17 protein-coding genes and 1 pseudogene are annotated in these 15050 nt (G+C 48.5%); 2 read left to right on the top strand and 16 right to left on the bottom strand.

Annotated features, from left to right (window positions below):
- Window positions 1–25 precede the first annotated feature (25 nt).
- The 5 genes from AB1552_09950 to AB1552_09930 all read right to left on the bottom strand — a co-directional run bounded on the left by AB1552_09950 (window position 26) and on the right by AB1552_09930 (window position 4769).
- A complete protein-coding gene (locus tag AB1552_09950) occupies window positions 26–1045 on the bottom strand; it encodes a GTPase (protein MEW6054092.1) in 1020 nt (339 codons plus the stop codon).
- Window positions 1046–1369: 324 nt separating this feature from the next.
- Complete coding sequence (locus AB1552_09945) at window positions 1370–1975, bottom strand: helix-turn-helix transcriptional regulator (protein MEW6054091.1); 606 nt, start codon at window positions 1973–1975, stop codon at window positions 1370–1372.
- 122 nt (window positions 1976–2097) lie between these two features.
- Complete coding sequence (locus tag AB1552_09940; protein MEW6054090.1) at window positions 2098–3156, bottom strand: deoxyguanosinetriphosphate triphosphohydrolase; 1059 nt, start codon at window positions 3154–3156, stop codon at window positions 2098–2100.
- A 10-nt stretch (window positions 3157–3166) separates the two neighbouring features.
- The gene (serS, locus tag AB1552_09935) at window positions 3167–4432 is read right to left on the bottom strand and encodes a serine--tRNA ligase (protein ID MEW6054089.1); all 1266 of its coding nucleotides are present in this window, start codon (window positions 4430–4432) and stop codon (window positions 3167–3169) included.
- Window positions 4433–4478: 46 nt separating this feature from the next.
- On the bottom strand, window positions 4479–4769 hold the full coding sequence (locus AB1552_09930; protein ID MEW6054088.1) for a DUF167 domain-containing protein: 291 nt from the start codon (window positions 4767–4769) through the stop codon (window positions 4479–4481).
- A 138-nt stretch (window positions 4770–4907) separates the two neighbouring features.
- On the opposite strand from AB1552_09930, the gene AB1552_09925 reads away from it, so the two are divergent.
- Entirely contained in the window at window positions 4908–5324 is a 417-nt protein-coding gene (locus AB1552_09925) for a glycine zipper 2TM domain-containing protein (GenBank protein ID MEW6054087.1), read from the top strand.
- A gap of 71 nt (window positions 5325–5395) precedes the next feature.
- Here AB1552_09925 and AB1552_09920 read toward each other — a convergent pair whose 3' ends face one another.
- The 8 genes from AB1552_09920 to AB1552_09885 all read right to left on the bottom strand — a co-directional run bounded on the left by AB1552_09920 (window position 5396) and on the right by AB1552_09885 (window position 11498).
- Window positions 5396–7369: a thioredoxin domain-containing protein gene (locus AB1552_09920; protein MEW6054086.1), complete on the bottom strand. Its 1974-nt coding sequence runs from the start codon at window positions 7367–7369 to the stop codon at window positions 5396–5398.
- Window positions 7370–7418: 49 nt separating this feature from the next.
- A complete protein-coding gene (locus AB1552_09915; protein MEW6054085.1) occupies window positions 7419–7925 on the bottom strand; it encodes a type 1 glutamine amidotransferase domain-containing protein in 507 nt (168 codons plus the stop codon).
- A gap of 18 nt (window positions 7926–7943) precedes the next feature.
- The gene (locus AB1552_09910) at window positions 7944–8522 is read right to left on the bottom strand and encodes a Fe-Mn family superoxide dismutase (GenBank protein ID MEW6054084.1); all 579 of its coding nucleotides are present in this window, start codon (window positions 8520–8522) and stop codon (window positions 7944–7946) included.
- A 57-nt stretch (window positions 8523–8579) separates the two neighbouring features.
- On the bottom strand, window positions 8580–8717 hold the full coding sequence (locus tag AB1552_09905; GenBank protein ID MEW6054083.1) for a hypothetical protein: 138 nt from the start codon (window positions 8715–8717) through the stop codon (window positions 8580–8582).
- Window positions 8718–8823: 106 nt separating this feature from the next.
- The gene (locus AB1552_09900; GenBank protein MEW6054082.1) at window positions 8824–9075 is read right to left on the bottom strand and encodes a hypothetical protein; all 252 of its coding nucleotides are present in this window, start codon (window positions 9073–9075) and stop codon (window positions 8824–8826) included.
- A gap of 250 nt (window positions 9076–9325) precedes the next feature.
- Window positions 9326–10531: an OmpA family protein gene (locus AB1552_09895; GenBank protein MEW6054081.1), complete on the bottom strand. Its 1206-nt coding sequence runs from the start codon at window positions 10529–10531 to the stop codon at window positions 9326–9328.
- A 44-nt stretch (window positions 10532–10575) separates the two neighbouring features.
- On the bottom strand, window positions 10576–10866 hold the full coding sequence (locus AB1552_09890; protein MEW6054080.1) for a DUF4398 domain-containing protein: 291 nt from the start codon (window positions 10864–10866) through the stop codon (window positions 10576–10578).
- A gap of 203 nt (window positions 10867–11069) precedes the next feature.
- The gene (locus tag AB1552_09885; protein ID MEW6054079.1) at window positions 11070–11498 is read right to left on the bottom strand and encodes a DUF2914 domain-containing protein; all 429 of its coding nucleotides are present in this window, start codon (window positions 11496–11498) and stop codon (window positions 11070–11072) included.
- A gap of 399 nt (window positions 11499–11897) precedes the next feature.
- Between AB1552_09885 and AB1552_09880 the strand changes: the two genes are divergently transcribed.
- Window positions 11898–12452, top strand: coding sequence for a cob(I)yrinic acid a,c-diamide adenosyltransferase (locus tag AB1552_09880; GenBank protein ID MEW6054078.1), 555 nt, complete (start codon window positions 11898–11900; stop codon window positions 12450–12452).
- A gap of 168 nt (window positions 12453–12620) precedes the next feature.
- On the opposite strand, the pseudogene AB1552_09875 reads toward AB1552_09880, so the two are convergent.
- The 3 genes and pseudogenes from AB1552_09875 to AB1552_09865 form a co-directional block, all read right to left on the bottom strand.
- Window positions 12621–12809: pseudogene (locus AB1552_09875) on the bottom strand (transposase).
- Window positions 12810–13213: 404 nt separating this feature from the next.
- Window positions 13214–13663 carry a response regulator gene (locus AB1552_09870; protein ID MEW6054077.1) on the bottom strand — a complete coding sequence of 150 codons (450 nt, stop codon included), beginning with the start codon at window positions 13661–13663 and terminating at the stop codon, window positions 13214–13216.
- A 33-nt stretch (window positions 13664–13696) separates the two neighbouring features.
- A complete protein-coding gene (locus AB1552_09865) occupies window positions 13697–15043 on the bottom strand; it encodes an ATP-binding protein (protein MEW6054076.1) in 1347 nt (448 codons plus the stop codon).
- Window positions 15044–15050 lie beyond the last annotated feature (7 nt).

The raw sequence follows: 15050 nt of genomic DNA, 5'->3' as shown, positions 1-15050 counted from the left end.
TCGGTAATATGCGGAACCAATCCGCTCAGACATTGAATTCCACAATATCCCGGTCTTTCAGGACAAAGTTTTTCTCCACCTTCTGACCGTCGAATTTCGCAGACCCCCACACCCTTGCGAACTTCAGATTGAAGAGAAAATCCTTATGGATGAAACTTGCAAGATCAATTACGGTCGAACCACGGGGAACGGTAAACGGCGTCGACAAGTCAGGCTCTTTCCCGGGAGGTTTAGAATACACCCTGATAATCCCTGAGAGTTCGAAAAGCGCCCGTTTCAGTTCCTCCAGATTTTCTTTCTTCAGGGCAGATATCGGAAGGCACCGGTATAATTGCGCGTATTTTTCCCGGAGCATAGCAAAGCTGGCCGCATCAGCAAGATCCTGTTTATTTGCAACAATGAGGGTTTTTTTCAGTATCCTGCCTGCGGTCCTGCCCTCTGTTCTGGGTTCAGAGATTCGCTCCCTGTTTTCATTGTCAAAAAAGAGGCCAGACGCAATCATGATATTCCAACGCTCAAGCTGTTCAAGCAGAAGTTCTGCCTGGATATCAGGATCCTCGGCGAGATCCACGACAAACACAAGTGCGTCCGCGTGGCGCAGGATTCCGGACACCCACCCGTCAGTCGCTTCATTTCCTATCGGCGGAAGATCGACAAACTGGAACTGGATATCTTCAAACGGCATCATGCCCGGTAAGGGAGCAAGCGTTGATATGGGATATTCTGCAATGACCGGATTGGCATTGGTGAGGCACGCAAGCAGGGAAGACTTGCCGGAATTCGGGAACCCCACCAGGGCTATTTGGGATGCTCCTTCTTTCTGTACCGTGTAAAGATCCCCTCTTCCCCCTTTCTTCTTGCTCACCGCTTCTTTTCTGAGTTGTGAGAGCCTTCTTCGCAGATCAGCCCTTAATTTGTCTGTTCCCTTGTGTTTCGGTATTGTTGACAGAAGGTCTTCAAGGGCAATACTCTTTTCTCCGGGAGTCTGGGCCTGCTTGTACCTCTTCTCAGCCTCAAAGTATTCCGGTGGGAGATTAGCCGGCATGCTGGTTCATCCTGCTGTCGGTCTGCGTTCACTGATGTTCACATGTGTATTATATCAGGGTACGGATATTTGCAGTAGAGGTGCAGGAAACCTCCGGCAGACATTTATGAGAAAAAGTTAGTGGCAGAAGAGAACTCCTGCCACTATTAAAGGGGGGAGTTTTGGAGACCTGTATTCCTCACAAATCAATTGTCCGGTATTAAGCTTATCAGACCTTACTGGATATTAGCATATGCTAAATATATTGGGCAAGAAAAAATTGAGCTGGAGCTAATTTAAAATACTTATTAAGCTATAAATAAACTTGTGGGGCCGGGACAGAGGTTAGAATTTTCTGATACATTGGCTTACTCTGAAGAACTTCAAGCCTTCGCTTAATACGTCCTGCGATGAAATAATCGGCTCCTGCTTTTCGTCCATCAGAATTACCATGTTGTCTTTGATGATGATTTTCCTCAGGGAATACCCTTCCGGCAACCAGGCCAGAACAGTGTCTCCGCTGCTGACTTTCTTGTTCGGTTCGATCAGAATCAGGTCGCATGCCTCAAGACCGCAGCATGTCAGAAGTCCCTTGGGGGTGATATAAAACGCATTGTGATCATCGGTAGTCGCATATTCAAAGGTATTCGCAACCAGAGAGGGATAATCAAGGTCAATGCTGTCCCCCCAGGCTTCCATTTTCGTTTCATCCAGCACAGGAATCTTTCTTGAGAGAAGGATCTTTTCGGATGAGTCTGAATCTATCAGCAGCAATGATTCAACCGGAACTTCCAATGCCCTGGAAAGCTTCAAGAGTGTCTCGCGTCCCGGTCTCCGGATTCCCGTAATCAGCTGACTGACATACGCACAACTCACTCCCATACGTTGAGCAAGTGTTATAGCTTTTATGCCTCTTGCTTTCATAAGCTTTCTGAGTTTGTCACCGAACATCATATCTGGCATATATTATAATATATTTTATAAATTATATTAATAAGCAATAGATTAAATAAATATTTTTAATAACAATTTTCTATCTGAATATTAAAGCATATGCTGGATTTTACAGGGGCCTAAAGTACCGCCCATTGCTGGGGCAAAAAAAGTTTTTCGTAGGTCATAAGCGCGAATCTGTCGGTCATCCCTGCGATGAAATCACACACTGTCTGATGGCGGAATGTTTCGATCCCGGCGGTATCTGGCTCCTGTTGTTTCGGGATATCAATAAAGACCTCATCCATATGTTCCAGATAGTACGTATACAAATCACGGAGGATTCTCTTTGCCTTTCTGAATTCCCTGATAATTTTGTCGCTTTCATATACTGTCAAAAAAAGAAAATCCCGGAGTGAATAGACGCTGGACATAACTATTTCGCTCATGCAGAGTTCTTCCATGTCTGTTTTGAGTGACTGATACACAAAGTCTTTCACCATGGTATCTATCCTTTGTGCATGAGAATCCCCGAGTACCCTGAGGATCCCGGCGGGAATATCTGCTGCCTGGATCACACCGGCTCTCATTGCATCGTCAAGGTCATGATTCACATATGCGATGAGGTCAGATACCCTCACAACCTGTCCCTCGAGTGTTTCTGCCCGGTCCTCCTTTGCTTCGGGTATGATGAGCCCCTTCCCCTTTGAGTGTTTTACGATACCATTTCGGACTTCGTAAGTAAGGTTTAATCCCTTGCCCCCTTTTTCGAGGAAATCGACAACACGCAGGCTCTGCTGAAAGTGATCGAATCCGCCGGGATGTATCTCCCGCAGAATATCCTCGCCTGCATGTCCGAAAGGGGTATGGCCAAGGTCATGACCGAGCGCAATCGCCTCTGTCAGATCCTCATTCAGTCTCAGGGCCCTTGCGATCGTTCGCGCGATTTGTGACACCTCAAGCACGTGGGTAAGGCGCGTTCTGTAATGGTCTCCACGGGGTGCAAGGAATACCTGTGTCTTGTGTTTCAGCCGTCTGAATGCCTTCGAGTGGATAATCCTGTCACGGTCCCTCTGAAAGCAGGTCCGTATTTCACCTTCCCTCTCTGGAGTTGCCCTTCCCCTGCTTTCGGAACTCTTGCAGGCCTTCGGATGAAGAACTTTTTTTTCAATGCCCTCTGTCTGCTCGCGTATGGTCATCCCAGGCCGCTTACTTTATGATCTCCGTACCCACATAAGGCCGCAATACCTCGGGAACTACGACACTGCCGTCCTTCTGCTGGTAATTTTCAAGAACTGCCACAAGGGTTCTTCCTATTGCCAGGCCCGAACCGTTCAGCGTGTGCACGAATTCCGTGCCCTTCTGTCCTTCGCGCTTGAACCGGATATTCGCTCTCCTTGCCTGAAAATCGGTAAAATTTGAGCAGGAGGAGATCTCACGATACTTTTGCTGACCCGGAAGCCAGACTTCAAGGTCATAGGTTTTTGCGGCAGCAAATCCCAGGTCGCCCGTACAGAGGGCAACTACCCGGTAAGGGAGTTCCAATCTCCTGAGGATATCTTCCGCATCAGCGGTCAGAGATTCAAGTTCATCGAACGAATCTTCGGGCTTTACAAATTTCACAAGCTCGACTTTATTGAACTGATGCTGCCTGATAAGACCCCGTACGTCCTTTCCGTAGGAGCCGGCTTCCCGCCTGAAGCACGGTGTATACGCCGTATAATATATCGGAAGGTTATTTTCGCTCAGGATTTCATTTTTATGGATATTCGTTACCGGCACTTCCGCAGTCGGAATGAGATAAAATTCCGGATCGCTGATTTTAAACAGTTCCATCTCGAATTTGGGCAGTTGTCCGGTGCCCTTCATGCTGTCTCTGTTTACCAGGATCGGCGGGAGCACTTCCTGATATCCCTTTGAGGTGTTCAGGTCGAGCATGAAATTCATCAGCGCCCGTTCGAGTTTTGCCCCGTAGCCCCTGGTCATGGAAAACCGTGCCCCCGCAATCTTCGCTGCACGCTCAAATTCAATGATGCCGAGGATCTCACCGATATCCCAGTGGTTCAGCGGTTCAAAATCGAACGTGCCGGGCTCTCCCCACCTGCGGATTTCCACATTTTCTGTCTCATCCCGTCCGCGTGGGACAGATTCAAGGGGGATATTTGGCACAACAAGAAGAAACTCATTGATAGTATCTTCAAGTGTCCTGATCGTGTCATCCAGTTCCCTGATTCTGTCCGCAACGCCTTTCATCTCCTCAATAAGTGCAGAGGCATCCTGCTTCAGTTTCTTCAGTCTTCCCACCTCTTCAGAAACCACGTTCCTCCTGTTTCTCAGTTCTTCTGCCTCCCTGAGATAAAGCCTGCGCTGTTCTTCAGAGGCCAAGAAGTCATCGAGGGAAATACTGTAGTGCCTGTCTTCAAGCGCGTGCTTCACCACATCGGTGTGTTCTCTCACGAAACGCGGATCAAGCATGTAAAATTCTCCTTTCCAAATAAACTACTATGAAGTGTTCCCCAAGTCAAGGAATCGTATCAATCCCCTCGATCTCGACGGTTTTTTCCTTTGATGACCGTCCGCTCACGATCCGTATTGCGGACTTCCTGATACCAAATTCTTCCGCAATGATATCTCTCAGTTCCTCGTTTGCAGCCCCCCCGACAGGAGGGGAGTGCACTTTTATCTTGACCGCTTCACCGAGAAGCCCCGATATCCCCTTTTTCGAGGATCTTGGCTCCACTTTTACTCTGAAGGTTATACCTCTTTTTGTTTTTTTGAACGGGATATTCACGGGTACGAATAATGTTAACACATTTCATCATATATCCAGCCGCATCCGTTGCACGGTTTTCTGTGTTGATATTTTCCGGAAAATGTACGGTATAATAATTAAGAGGCGCGTTTTTCCCCGCTTAGTGGGGACACGATAAAAACGAACACAGGAGGATCGATGAAGAAAATCATATCTCTGTTTTTGGTCTTATCCTTGCTCAGTGTATCTTTCGGCTGCACCCAATATCATGCGCAGGGAGCAGGCGCAGGTGGTGTTCTTGGCGGCATCGCAGGGGCACTGCTCGACCGCAAGAATCCCTGGCGGGGCGGGGTCATCGGCGCAGCAATCGGCGGAGTGGCAGGAGCAACGCTCACAGATATTTCCATGAGGGCCTCCCAGGAGGCTGCAGCTTCAAACAGGCCTGTTGAATACAGAACCGAAGACGGACGGGGTGTCTACAGGGCTGATCCTGTTGATTACAATGCGCAAACAAAATGCCACAAGGTGCAGGAGAGGGTCTGGGAGGAAGGGAAACTGGTAAAAGACCAGATCCGGGAAGTGTGTGAAGGAGACAAGTACGAAAGAAGATATTAGCAAAGCTGCACACTCTGCAGGGATTTCACCTGCAGAGTGTTTTAGTTTTCCGCTTTCAGCCGTCTATTGAACTATATTTTGAACTTACTCCCTCGCTGATCTCTCAGGAATTCCTGCAATGCTTCCGCACTGTGCAAGGGTTCATAGCATATCGTGTCCTGACAGGGAATCACGCAGCCTTTATCCTCGGCATAACTGAAGCTCACATAAGGCCTGAATACGGAAAGGGCTGTCCTTGCCAGCGTACTCTCCGGGACAGTGTGCAGCGTGAGCCTGAGTTCGTGCAAAAATGCATCCATGGCACCAAAAAAATATCCTGCATGGACACCCATATGTTGTGCTTGTACAGCAAAGGCACTGAGTGTTCTTTCTGCGCTTGCATGATATTTCTTCTTTCCTGTCATGGAATGGAGTTTCACTAACAGCAGGACGCCAAGGGCGTTTGCAGAAGGATGCGGGATATCTTCGATCGTCTTCAGCCGTATTCCGAGCACTTCGCTGTCTGTATCAAAAAACCCTCCATCGTCTTCATCCCAGAACTTGCTGATGCACAGCTCCATCAGGTTATCCGCCATGTTGAGAAAGCGGACATCACCCGCAACTTCATATGCTGCGATCAGGGCATCTGTCAGGTGAATGTAATCATCAAGAACCGCCCTGATGCCGCGCGTGTGCAGCGGCTCATTGTCTGCCATATTCTCATGCATTACCCTGTGCAGGCTTTTGAGGGCAAATTCCTTCAGCCAGGGGTCCTGCAGTATCCTGAACGCTTTCAGATAAGAGGTGATCAGCATACCGTTGAGAGAGGTGTAAAAAGTAGTATCAACGATCGGCGCCTGCCGTCTGTTCCTCTCCTCCAGCAGTTTTTTCTTGCCGTTCATGATTATTTCGGCGACCAGCCGCACATCCAGATCAAGCTGTCCGGCGATGCGTTCCGCATCCGCCGAGACACACAGCACCTTTTTCGATGCATTATGATGCATGGCGCCTTTTTCACCGAAAAGATGCAGTGACAGGACTCGGTATTCCTCATCGCTCAGGATGCGCCTGAATTCATCATCTGTCCAGGTAAAATACCCTCCTTCGTCATTGGGGGTGACATCGGCGTCCTGGCTTGCATAGAATCCTCCCTCAGGGTCTGACAGAACATTGCGGATGAACCCTATTATTCCTTCCGCCACTTCCCTGAAATACACGTTCCTGAAAACCGCATATCCATCAAGATAATTCCTCAAATGCCACGCATTATCGTCTGCCATTTTTTCAAAGTGCGGGACAATCCACTCAGCATCTACAGAATACCTGTGAAATCCGCCGCCAAGCTGGTCATGAAATCCGCCCCTTGCCATTGATTCAAGTGTTTTTCTTGCCGCATATCCGAGAGACTCGAGCTCAAGAAAATAATGCCTGTTCAGCAGGAATTCGACAGCACCCGGAGCCGGAAATTTCGGAGAAGACCCGAACCCGCCATTGCGGGTATCAAATCGGGAAAGGATATCGGTTACCGCCTCCCTGACCACAGACATGCCGATTGCGCCCCCCGCCCGGGGTCTCTGCTTCAGGGAATCCAGTACTTTCCGGCTGTATTCAGATACCTCCGCTTTTTTGCTTTCATAGAAATCTGCGACCGCAGTTAATACCTTAATAAACCCCGGTCTGTTCAGGCTGTCCTCGGGAGGGAAATAGGTGCCTCCAAAAAAAGGGGTTCTTTCTGGGGTGAGAAACACACTCAGCGGCCAGCCGCCTCCGAACCCCATTGCAGACACGGCACCCTGATACCTTCGGTCGATATCAGGCCGTTCATCCCTGTCAAGCTTTACCGAGATGTATTTTTCATTCAGAAGCCGTACTATGTCGTCATTTTCGAAGCATTCCTTGGCCATCACATGACACCAGTGACACCAGATGGCACCCGAACTGAGAAAGACCGGCTTGTTCTGTTTCCTGGCCGCCTCAAATGCCTCATCTGACCATGGATACCAGTCGATCTTCTGCTGTGCAGCGTGTCTGAGATAAGGTGATTTTTCCGCTGACAGTCTGTTCATGATGAAAACATCCTCTTAGATTCCCCCGTGAAAATCCTGTGTGCGGTTTTTACTTTTTTTTCAGCAATTTCATGGTTTCTTTCATAAACGCAGGAAGGTCCGAAGGCTGTCTCGAGGTAACGAGATTTCCGTCAACCACTACTTCGTTGTCTTCGTACACCGCGCCTGCATCCTGAATTTCCCTGGCTACAGACCTGTAACACGTCGCATGTCTCCCTTTTATAAGCCCTGCGGTGATGAGAATCTGCGGACCATGGCATATGGCAGACACCGGCTTGTTCACCCGGAAAAAATGCCTCGCGATCTCAATGGCATCTTTGTCCTTTCTTATCACCCCGGGCGCCTTCCCGCCAGGGAGGATGAGGACGCGGTAATCCCCGGGCGTGATCTCCTTCAGTGTTTTATTCGCTTCGACCACATACCCGCGTTTGCCTTTTATCGGTCCTTTTTTTAACGACGCGATATCCACCTGGACACCTTCCTCCTGCAACCTGTACAGAGGGACAAGGAGTTCCGTATCCTCAAAATTGTCCGCACTGATGATAAGGGCTCTCATTTGGTATCGCCTCCTTCATTATTGCAGTCTTGCATCAACCGCTGCCCAGTCGACGTTCTGGAAGAACGCACTGATATAATCCGCCTTCTTGAGTCCGTAATCAAGCATGAATGCATGTTCAAACACATCCATGACCAAAACAGGACTGCATCCCGCAGGATGCCCCGCATCATGCTCGTTGATCCAGAAGTTCAGCAGTTTTCCGTTCGTAGCATCCTGATAGAGGATTACCCACCCGATGCCCCTCATTGCCCCGGTTGCCCTGAATTCTTTCTCCCATGCCTCATAGCTGCCGAAATCCTCAGCGAGTTTTTTTGCGAGCTTTCCGTTTTTCTCAAAATCCTTCTTACCCCCGAGATTCTCAAAATAGTATTCATGAAGCCTCATCCCGTTGAACTCCCAGCCAAGCCGCCTTTTCAGTTCTGCAAACTCGGGCGTTCCTGCCTTGTCATCCCTGAGTAACTGTCCGAGGATATCGACCACCTTATTGGTATTGGTAACATATCCCTGGTAGAGTGTGAAATGGTTCTTTAACAGTGTCTCACTGAAACCCTGCATCCCGATGAGTTTCGCATAATCCTTTGCTGTGTAGCCCATGATTCCCTCCTGTTTGATTGATGGTGAATACTTTCTGCGCATTTCCTCGAAACGCTTTTATTCCCTGAAAAACCCCAGCCGCTCCATCTCCTGAAAAGCCCAGTCATCAGCAGCACGTGCATCCTGGAAATTCTCTATCCGTGAGGCAAATTCGCTCAGGAACGGATATGCAAGCTTCTTCGTCGGAGTATTCAATAAATCTGCCCTGTCGCCCGGTACCTGTTTCAGCTGACTGCGAATCCTGAGGCCATTGATCCGCTGGGCGATGACCTAAACAGCTCATCATATTCTCCCGTGTTCATTAAAGCTCTGTGAACCCCGCCTCTACACGCCTCATTCTCCGCGCAAGTTCCCGCAGGGCATCGGCAAGACTCATTCCCTCATCGATCAGCTCGCTGACGACTTCGGCCTTTGAAAGTTCGTTTATTATTTTTTCACTGCTCCCATCCGTCAGACAGATATTGCTCCCTGATTCTATCTGCTGGGTAATACACCCTTCTATCTGTTCAGGGGTATATTTATGTGCAATATCCCGAATCTTCTTTACATCCATGGGAACAGTTATCTGTTTCTGCACAGTGATTAAACATAATAATTATAGCAAATACTATCTTTATGTTCCACAAAAACCATACATTCTCCTTGCTAGAGAAGGTGCGGTACCAGAAAAAAGCGTACAATGCATCAGTTGTGATGACAAGACTGCGCTGCTGAGAGTTGTACAGGAAAGAAAAGGCAGAGTCATACACAACCCTGCCTGATACGATATATCCACCATCTCGTAATCACCGCAATAGTAAATCTCAACGAAGCATTTTTTCGGCGTTGACCCCCTCATCCAGGATAATGATTTCCACTCGCCGGTTCTGCTGTCTCCCGGCCTGGGTTTCGTTGCTTGCCAGCGGAAACTGTTCGCCATACCCCTTGGTAAGAATTCTTCCAGGTGCGATCCCTTTACCTACCAGGGAATCCCGTACCGCATTTGCGCGCTGCTGGGAAAGTCCGAGGTTAAAGGTTTCACTGCCGGTGCTGTCGGTAAACCCCTCGATAAGGACGTTCCGCGTGGGATACTTCCTGAGAAACTCCGCAAGCGTGTCAAGGGAACGCATTGCGCCGGACATCAGGGTGGCTCTTGCGGTTTCGAACAAAATATCACCAAGGGTAAGAATCACCCCCCTGTCAGTCTGCATTGCCTTCAGTTCGGAAAGTTCTGCTTCCAGTTTCTTCCTCTGTGCAACAGCCTCCTCCGCCTTCATGCGCGACATCTCTGCCTCAAGCTTTTTGGCTTCTGTCTCTTTTCTTGCCTTTTCCGCCTCAAGTGCCTTTACTTCTGCCTCTTTTCTTGCCTTTTCCGCCTCAAGTGCCTGTGCCTCAGCCTCTCCCTTTGCCTGCCTGATCTCAATCGCCCGTGCCTCGGCTTCCTTCCGTGCCTTTTCAGCCTGCTGTGCCAAAGATTCAGCCTCTCTTCTTGTACGTTCAATCTCTACTGCCCGCGTCTCAGCTTCCCTCCGGGCCTTTTCAGCCTGCATTGCCATTGCTTCGGCTTCACCCTTTGCCCGTTCAATTTCGAGCGCCCGTGCCTCGGCTTCCTTCCGGGCTTTCTCCGCTTCAACCGCTCTGGTTTCAGCAAGACCTACCGCCCGCTTGGTTTCAAGTTCACGGGCCTGGAGCACAATTTTATCTTTCTCTCTGCCCAGTTCCTCTCTTTCTTTTTCGGCAACCTTCTGCTCCGCCTGCGCAACCGCAATACTGGTCTTTTTCTCTGCGATATAGGCAAGATGTTCTATTTCGTCAACAGCCTCCGCCTTTTCCGCTTTTTTCAGTGCCTGGGAAGCTTCATGCATTGCGACAGGAGCATTCTTTGTGATTTCAGGGTTGCCCTGGGCCTTTTCATATGCCGCACGGGCATTTTCAAGCGCCGCATTTTTTTCCGGAACCGACGCACATCCTGCGATCATCACTATTACGGCAGATATCAAGAGAAGGCCTGTTTTCGCTGTAGATAACATATTGCAAATGCTTTTCATAGCTCTTTCTCCATGCCTTTTCATTGTTATTGCATTTGTGTCCGTTCTATCTCCCGGCGGAGCGTGTCGATACTGTCACGCATTTCCTGAGCCTGTTTCTTGGCTTTTTCAGAAAGTGATTGCGCCCCTGCGAGCTTTGCATCCATCATGGCTTCGTCCGCAAGACGTTTTGCTTTCAGAAATTCTTCCTTTTCTGCCGCTGCCTTCGCAGCAATTAGCTTATCCTCGGCTATCCTGAGTGCAAGCGGCGCATATGTCGTCGCATTGTTGTCCTTTGCTTCCCGAATCGCAAGCCCTGCTCCCGCTATGCTTTCCACATGTGCCACGCCTTTGGATGCACACCCCAAAAAAGACAATATGCTTAACGATAATAATATGCAGCTACACCACGTTAAGGGTTTCATGGGATTTTTCACCTCCTCCCGGTTACCACATTATCCGGAATACGTTTTTTTCTCTCAGAGACATTACCTTCGCACGCGTGCAGGGAACTCCACTGTGATGCGAAAGGGCCTGCGGATTATTCCACTTTAAATGAAACCGATTTTACGGTTGTCCCTTCGGCATCCCGTATTTCGACTTTCCATTCTCCGGCCTGTCCTCTCAAATTCTTGTAGGAAAACGTCCTCCAGCGTGACCCTTCCTGTAGCGGCAACTCCAATGAATGCACCTCTTTTCCTCCGTAAGACCACACAAAAGTGGCAGTTGTATCTGCCTTAATATCTATTGCTTCAATAAAACAGTAGACTTTCTCGGCTGACGCAGGAAACGCCTCTCCGGTCCCGACAGGCTCCCTGTTGTCAATGCCCTCTGCTATTGCGATGCGCGAAACAGCAAATAACCCGGCTTGCTTCAGCGCCTGCTCTTCTCCCTGAGCTGAAGAGCCGAGACACACGAAAATAATGCATAGAGTGATAAATAAACATCCTGCCTTCTGCCAGTTTTTCATTGCAATCCCTCCCTTGTCTTCAGAATTACTCTCCCTACTAAAACAGGTACCACACGAAGGTGCATTTGTCAAGATGAAGAAGAGGCCGATTTTGCCAATTTTGCTGCATGCGGTTTTTCCGTTTGCATGAATCCGGCAGCACGGGTAGCATGCGATAATGTAGTGAACCGTCACAATCCGGATACCCCAATAAGCGGGAAAAATCTCCCGGCAAGACCTAAAAAAATCCCTAAAAACGCTCTCCTGAAAAACCAGCAGTTCCAGGAGTGTCAACCGGAGATACAGAAAAAGAGAAAACTGATATAATGCGTTAAGAGTTGCAGTCTTTGACTGTTCACAGGAAATATTCTCTTTTTTTCTGCAGGAACAACATATGACAATACTATCGATGGGTACTAAATGATGAAAATACTGGAACCAAGAAAGAAGACCGGATTGGTGCTTGTCATGACAGGAAACGGCAAGGGCAAGACCACAGCCGCTCTGGGAATCGCATTGAGGGCCGCCGGATACCGCATGAAGGTATGCTTCATCGCATTCCTGAAAGGGGATATGCACACAGGGGAGATCGACGGGATTACCAGACTCGCACCGGACGTGGAACTTCATCTCACAGGAAAGGGATTCTGCCGTATCAGGGGAGATTGTCGCCCTTTGGAAGTGCACAGGGTCCATGCGCAGGAAGCCCTTGCACTCGCAAGGGAGAAGATGCTTTCAGGGAGCTTTGATATTGTTATCCTCGATGAAATCAGTAATGCCCTGAGCCTGAACCTTGTAGACCTGCCGCAGGTGCTGGATCTGATCGACAGCAAACCTCCTCTGGCTCATCTGATCCTGACCGGCAGAGATGCCCACCCTGAAGTGATCGCGAGGGCGCATACGGTGACGGAAATGCAAGAGCTGAAGCATGCCTACAAACAGGGCATTGAGCCCCAGAAGGGGATAGATTACTGAGAGACTTTCCGATGTCGGAGATAAGATGACAGCTTCTTTCATCATGGCACGGATTGCTATCGAGAGAATGCCGGGTATCAGCCACTCTTCAAGACGTTCTGCCTGAAAAGACCAAAAGGAATTGCCTACCCCAACCAGAAAAGATTCGCCGGCTTCTCCTACGCGACGATAGGCACTTACCCAGCGCCTTACCGTATTACTGGCTACACCGCATTCCTGTCGGATTATCGAAACAGGAACGCTCTCCTCAAGGTACTTCTTTACTGTCTGAAGTTTGAAATCTGCTCCGTAACGATTGCTTCGCGCCGGAAACTTCCTTTTCGGAGTACTCTTCTGTATGCTCTCTACTGCTTCCATCGATGACACTCCTTTCGTCTAACCCAATTTGGAGTGTCACCCTATTTCCCTAATTCCTTGGTATCATAAACTGGTCGTTAGGACAATTATCATTTCATGTCATATTTTCTCTAAGCATAAAATTCCACGTTCCTTTGCGTTCCTTATCTCAGGCGTGCAAAAAAAACTTTTAAAAACAATCAAGTATGATAAGATTTTTGGAGATATGCGGGAACTATGTAATCACTGATTGTTCTTAAGTGAAAACAAGATATGCACAACCAGAACTGGCGACACAAGAGCACGCCTCACGGCGAGAAGTTGACTGACAATAAGAAAGGATACATACAATGGGAGACAAAGGCGGGAAGAAGGATAAGAACAAGTTACAGAAACAGAAGATAAAAAAACGGTTCATGTCAGTCCTATTTTTTTGCACTCCCCGGTGGAGGTTCGTTCACAATCGCCCAAAATGATCCCACACTCTTTACTGCATCCATGAATTTGTCATAATTGACTGGCTTCACAACATATGCGTTCGCTCTAAGCTTGTAACATTCTATAATGTCATGTTCTTCACGAGAAGAGGTGAGCACTACCACAGGAACCAGGTTCAGTTGTTCGTCTGCTCTGATTTTCCGCAGCACCTCAAGACCATCTACTTTGGGAAGCTTGAGATCGAGGAGGATAATTGCGGGATTGCCCTCTGGTCGGCCAGCGAATTTTCCTTGTCGATAAAGATAATCAATCGCCTCAACACCGTCATAGGCTACCACTACCTCGTTGGCAAGATTAAGTCTAACCAATCCCATCAATGTCAGTTCCGCATCATTGGGGTTATCCTCTACCAGCAAGATTCGTTTCAGTTCCGTCATATATACAACCTTTTCTCTATCCCCTCTCTGCCTTCAGCCAGGACTATTTTCTCTCCTGGTATCCTTGTTTCCCGGTTTTATATTCGGCAGCGAAAAGTAAAACGTCGCTCCTTTCTCTATTTTTCCCTCTGCCCAGGTTCTGCCGTTGTGCCTCTGGATAATGCGCTGGACGTTCGCCAGACCGACACCGATACCTTCAAACTCACTGGCAGGATGGAGGCGCTGAAATACCCGGAACAGTTTGTCCGCATACTGCACGTCAAAGCCGACTCCATTGTCCTTTACGGAGAATATGAGCTCATCTTTCTTAGTGATGCATCTAATTTCAATCTTTGCCCGTAGTCGGTTGCGGGTAAATTTCAGGGAATTGGAGATGAGGGTTGTAACGACAATCCGCAGCATAGCAGGATCGCCGTAGACTTCGGGCAACTGATCAATCTTCCAGAGAATGTCCCGTGCTTTTATTTCCGCTTCCTGCGAGTTTTTGGCTTCTTCTACAAGTTGATCAAGATTGACTGTCGTTATTCTCATTTCAGAACGGCCAATCCGCACAAATTCCAGCAGCGCATCCATTAATACGCCTATCTGTTTTGCAGAATCAGAGATTACCCGGAGGTAACGCTGACTGTTCTCATCAAGAGAACCGGAAAGGCTTTCGTTCAGTAATTCTGCATAGCTGTTGATATGCCGGAGCGGCGCACGCAGGTCATGGGATATAGAATAGCTAAAATCCTGCTGCTCCTTGACCGAGGCTTCAAGTGCTGCAGTGCGATCTCTCACCTTTTGCTCCAGCTCTTCGTTGAATTTCCTGATTTTCTCCTCTGCTTTTTTTCGTTCGCTAATTTCGATGACTGAAGCCCTGCAGAGAGTATTGCCCTTCAAGTCATTGGCAGATATACTTTCCAATTGTGCATAAAACATAGTGCCGTCTCTTCTCTTGAGCCTTATCTCACAGGTCTGCCGGTTTTCGCTTGCAAGAACCTGCCGAAGGTGTTGATCAAATATATTCCTGTCTTCGGGAGCAATATGGGTTCGAAATGGTTTGTTAATTAGCAAGATTCTTTCTCTCACCAACTCCTTTGCAGCGGTAAGGTTTGCTTCCAGTATCAGCCCGTTCCTGTCAAAGGTAAGGTAGCCGACAGGAGCAAAGTCATAGAGGTCAGAATACCGGGCACGGGATTCTTCAAGCTCTGCCTGTGCCTTGCGAAGCTCTTCGTTCTGCATTTCCAGTTCAATCTGATGCACCTGGAGCTCATAGATTAACTTTTGGGTTCCTTTTTCAGAGATTATCTTGGGGGAGGCTGTTTGGGACTTTAATCTCTTCTCTGCACGGTTGCGAAGGTTATCAGCCGCTTTTTGTGCTGATTTTCTTGGTTTCATCCCCTGT

The organism is Nitrospirota bacterium (assembly GCA_040754395.1).
Lineage (GTDB): Bacteria > Nitrospirota > Thermodesulfovibrionia > Thermodesulfovibrionales > SM23-35 > JBFMCL01.
The sequence above is the reverse complement of the archived record's forward strand: the minus strand, read 5'-3'. Positions and strand labels throughout refer to the sequence as shown.

Bases quoted from the DNA above. Each gene is read 5' to 3' on its own strand.
- AB1552_09950 (MEW6054092.1), bottom strand. From the start codon at position 1,045: ATGCCGGCTAATCTCCCACCGGAATACTTTGAGGCTGAGAAGAGGTAC.
- AB1552_09945 (MEW6054091.1), bottom strand. From the start codon at position 1,975: ATGTTCGGTGACAAACTCAGAAAGCTTATGAAAGCAAGAGGCATAAAA.
- AB1552_09940 (MEW6054090.1), bottom strand. From the start codon at position 3,156: ATGACCATACGCGAGCAGACAGAGGGCATTGAAAAAAAAGTTCTTCAT.
- serS (MEW6054089.1), bottom strand. From the start codon at position 4,432: ATGCTTGATCCGCGTTTCGTGAGAGAACACACCGATGTGGTGAAGCAC.
- AB1552_09925 (MEW6054087.1), top strand. From the start codon at position 4,908: ATGAAGAAAATCATATCTCTGTTTTTGGTCTTATCCTTGCTCAGTGTA.
- AB1552_09920 (MEW6054086.1), bottom strand. From the start codon at position 7,369: ATGAACAGACTGTCAGCGGAAAAATCACCTTATCTCAGACACGCTGCA.
- AB1552_09915 (MEW6054085.1), bottom strand. From the start codon at position 7,925: ATGAGAGCCCTTATCATCAGTGCGGACAATTTTGAGGATACGGAACTC.
- AB1552_09910 (MEW6054084.1), bottom strand. From the start codon at position 8,522: ATGGGCTACACAGCAAAGGATTATGCGAAACTCATCGGGATGCAGGGT.
- AB1552_09900 (MEW6054082.1), bottom strand. From the start codon at position 9,075: ATGGATGTAAAGAAGATTCGGGATATTGCACATAAATATACCCCTGAA.
- AB1552_09895 (MEW6054081.1), bottom strand. From the start codon at position 10,531: ATGTTATCTACAGCGAAAACAGGCCTTCTCTTGATATCTGCCGTAATA.
- AB1552_09885 (MEW6054079.1), bottom strand. From the start codon at position 11,498: ATGAAAAACTGGCAGAAGGCAGGATGTTTATTTATCACTCTATGCATT.
- AB1552_09880 (MEW6054078.1), top strand. From the start codon at position 11,898: ATGATGAAAATACTGGAACCAAGAAAGAAGACCGGATTGGTGCTTGTC.
- AB1552_09870 (MEW6054077.1), bottom strand. From the start codon at position 13,663: ATGACGGAACTGAAACGAATCTTGCTGGTAGAGGATAACCCCAATGAT.
- AB1552_09865 (MEW6054076.1), bottom strand. From the start codon at position 15,043: ATGAAACCAAGAAAATCAGCACAAAAAGCGGCTGATAACCTTCGCAAC.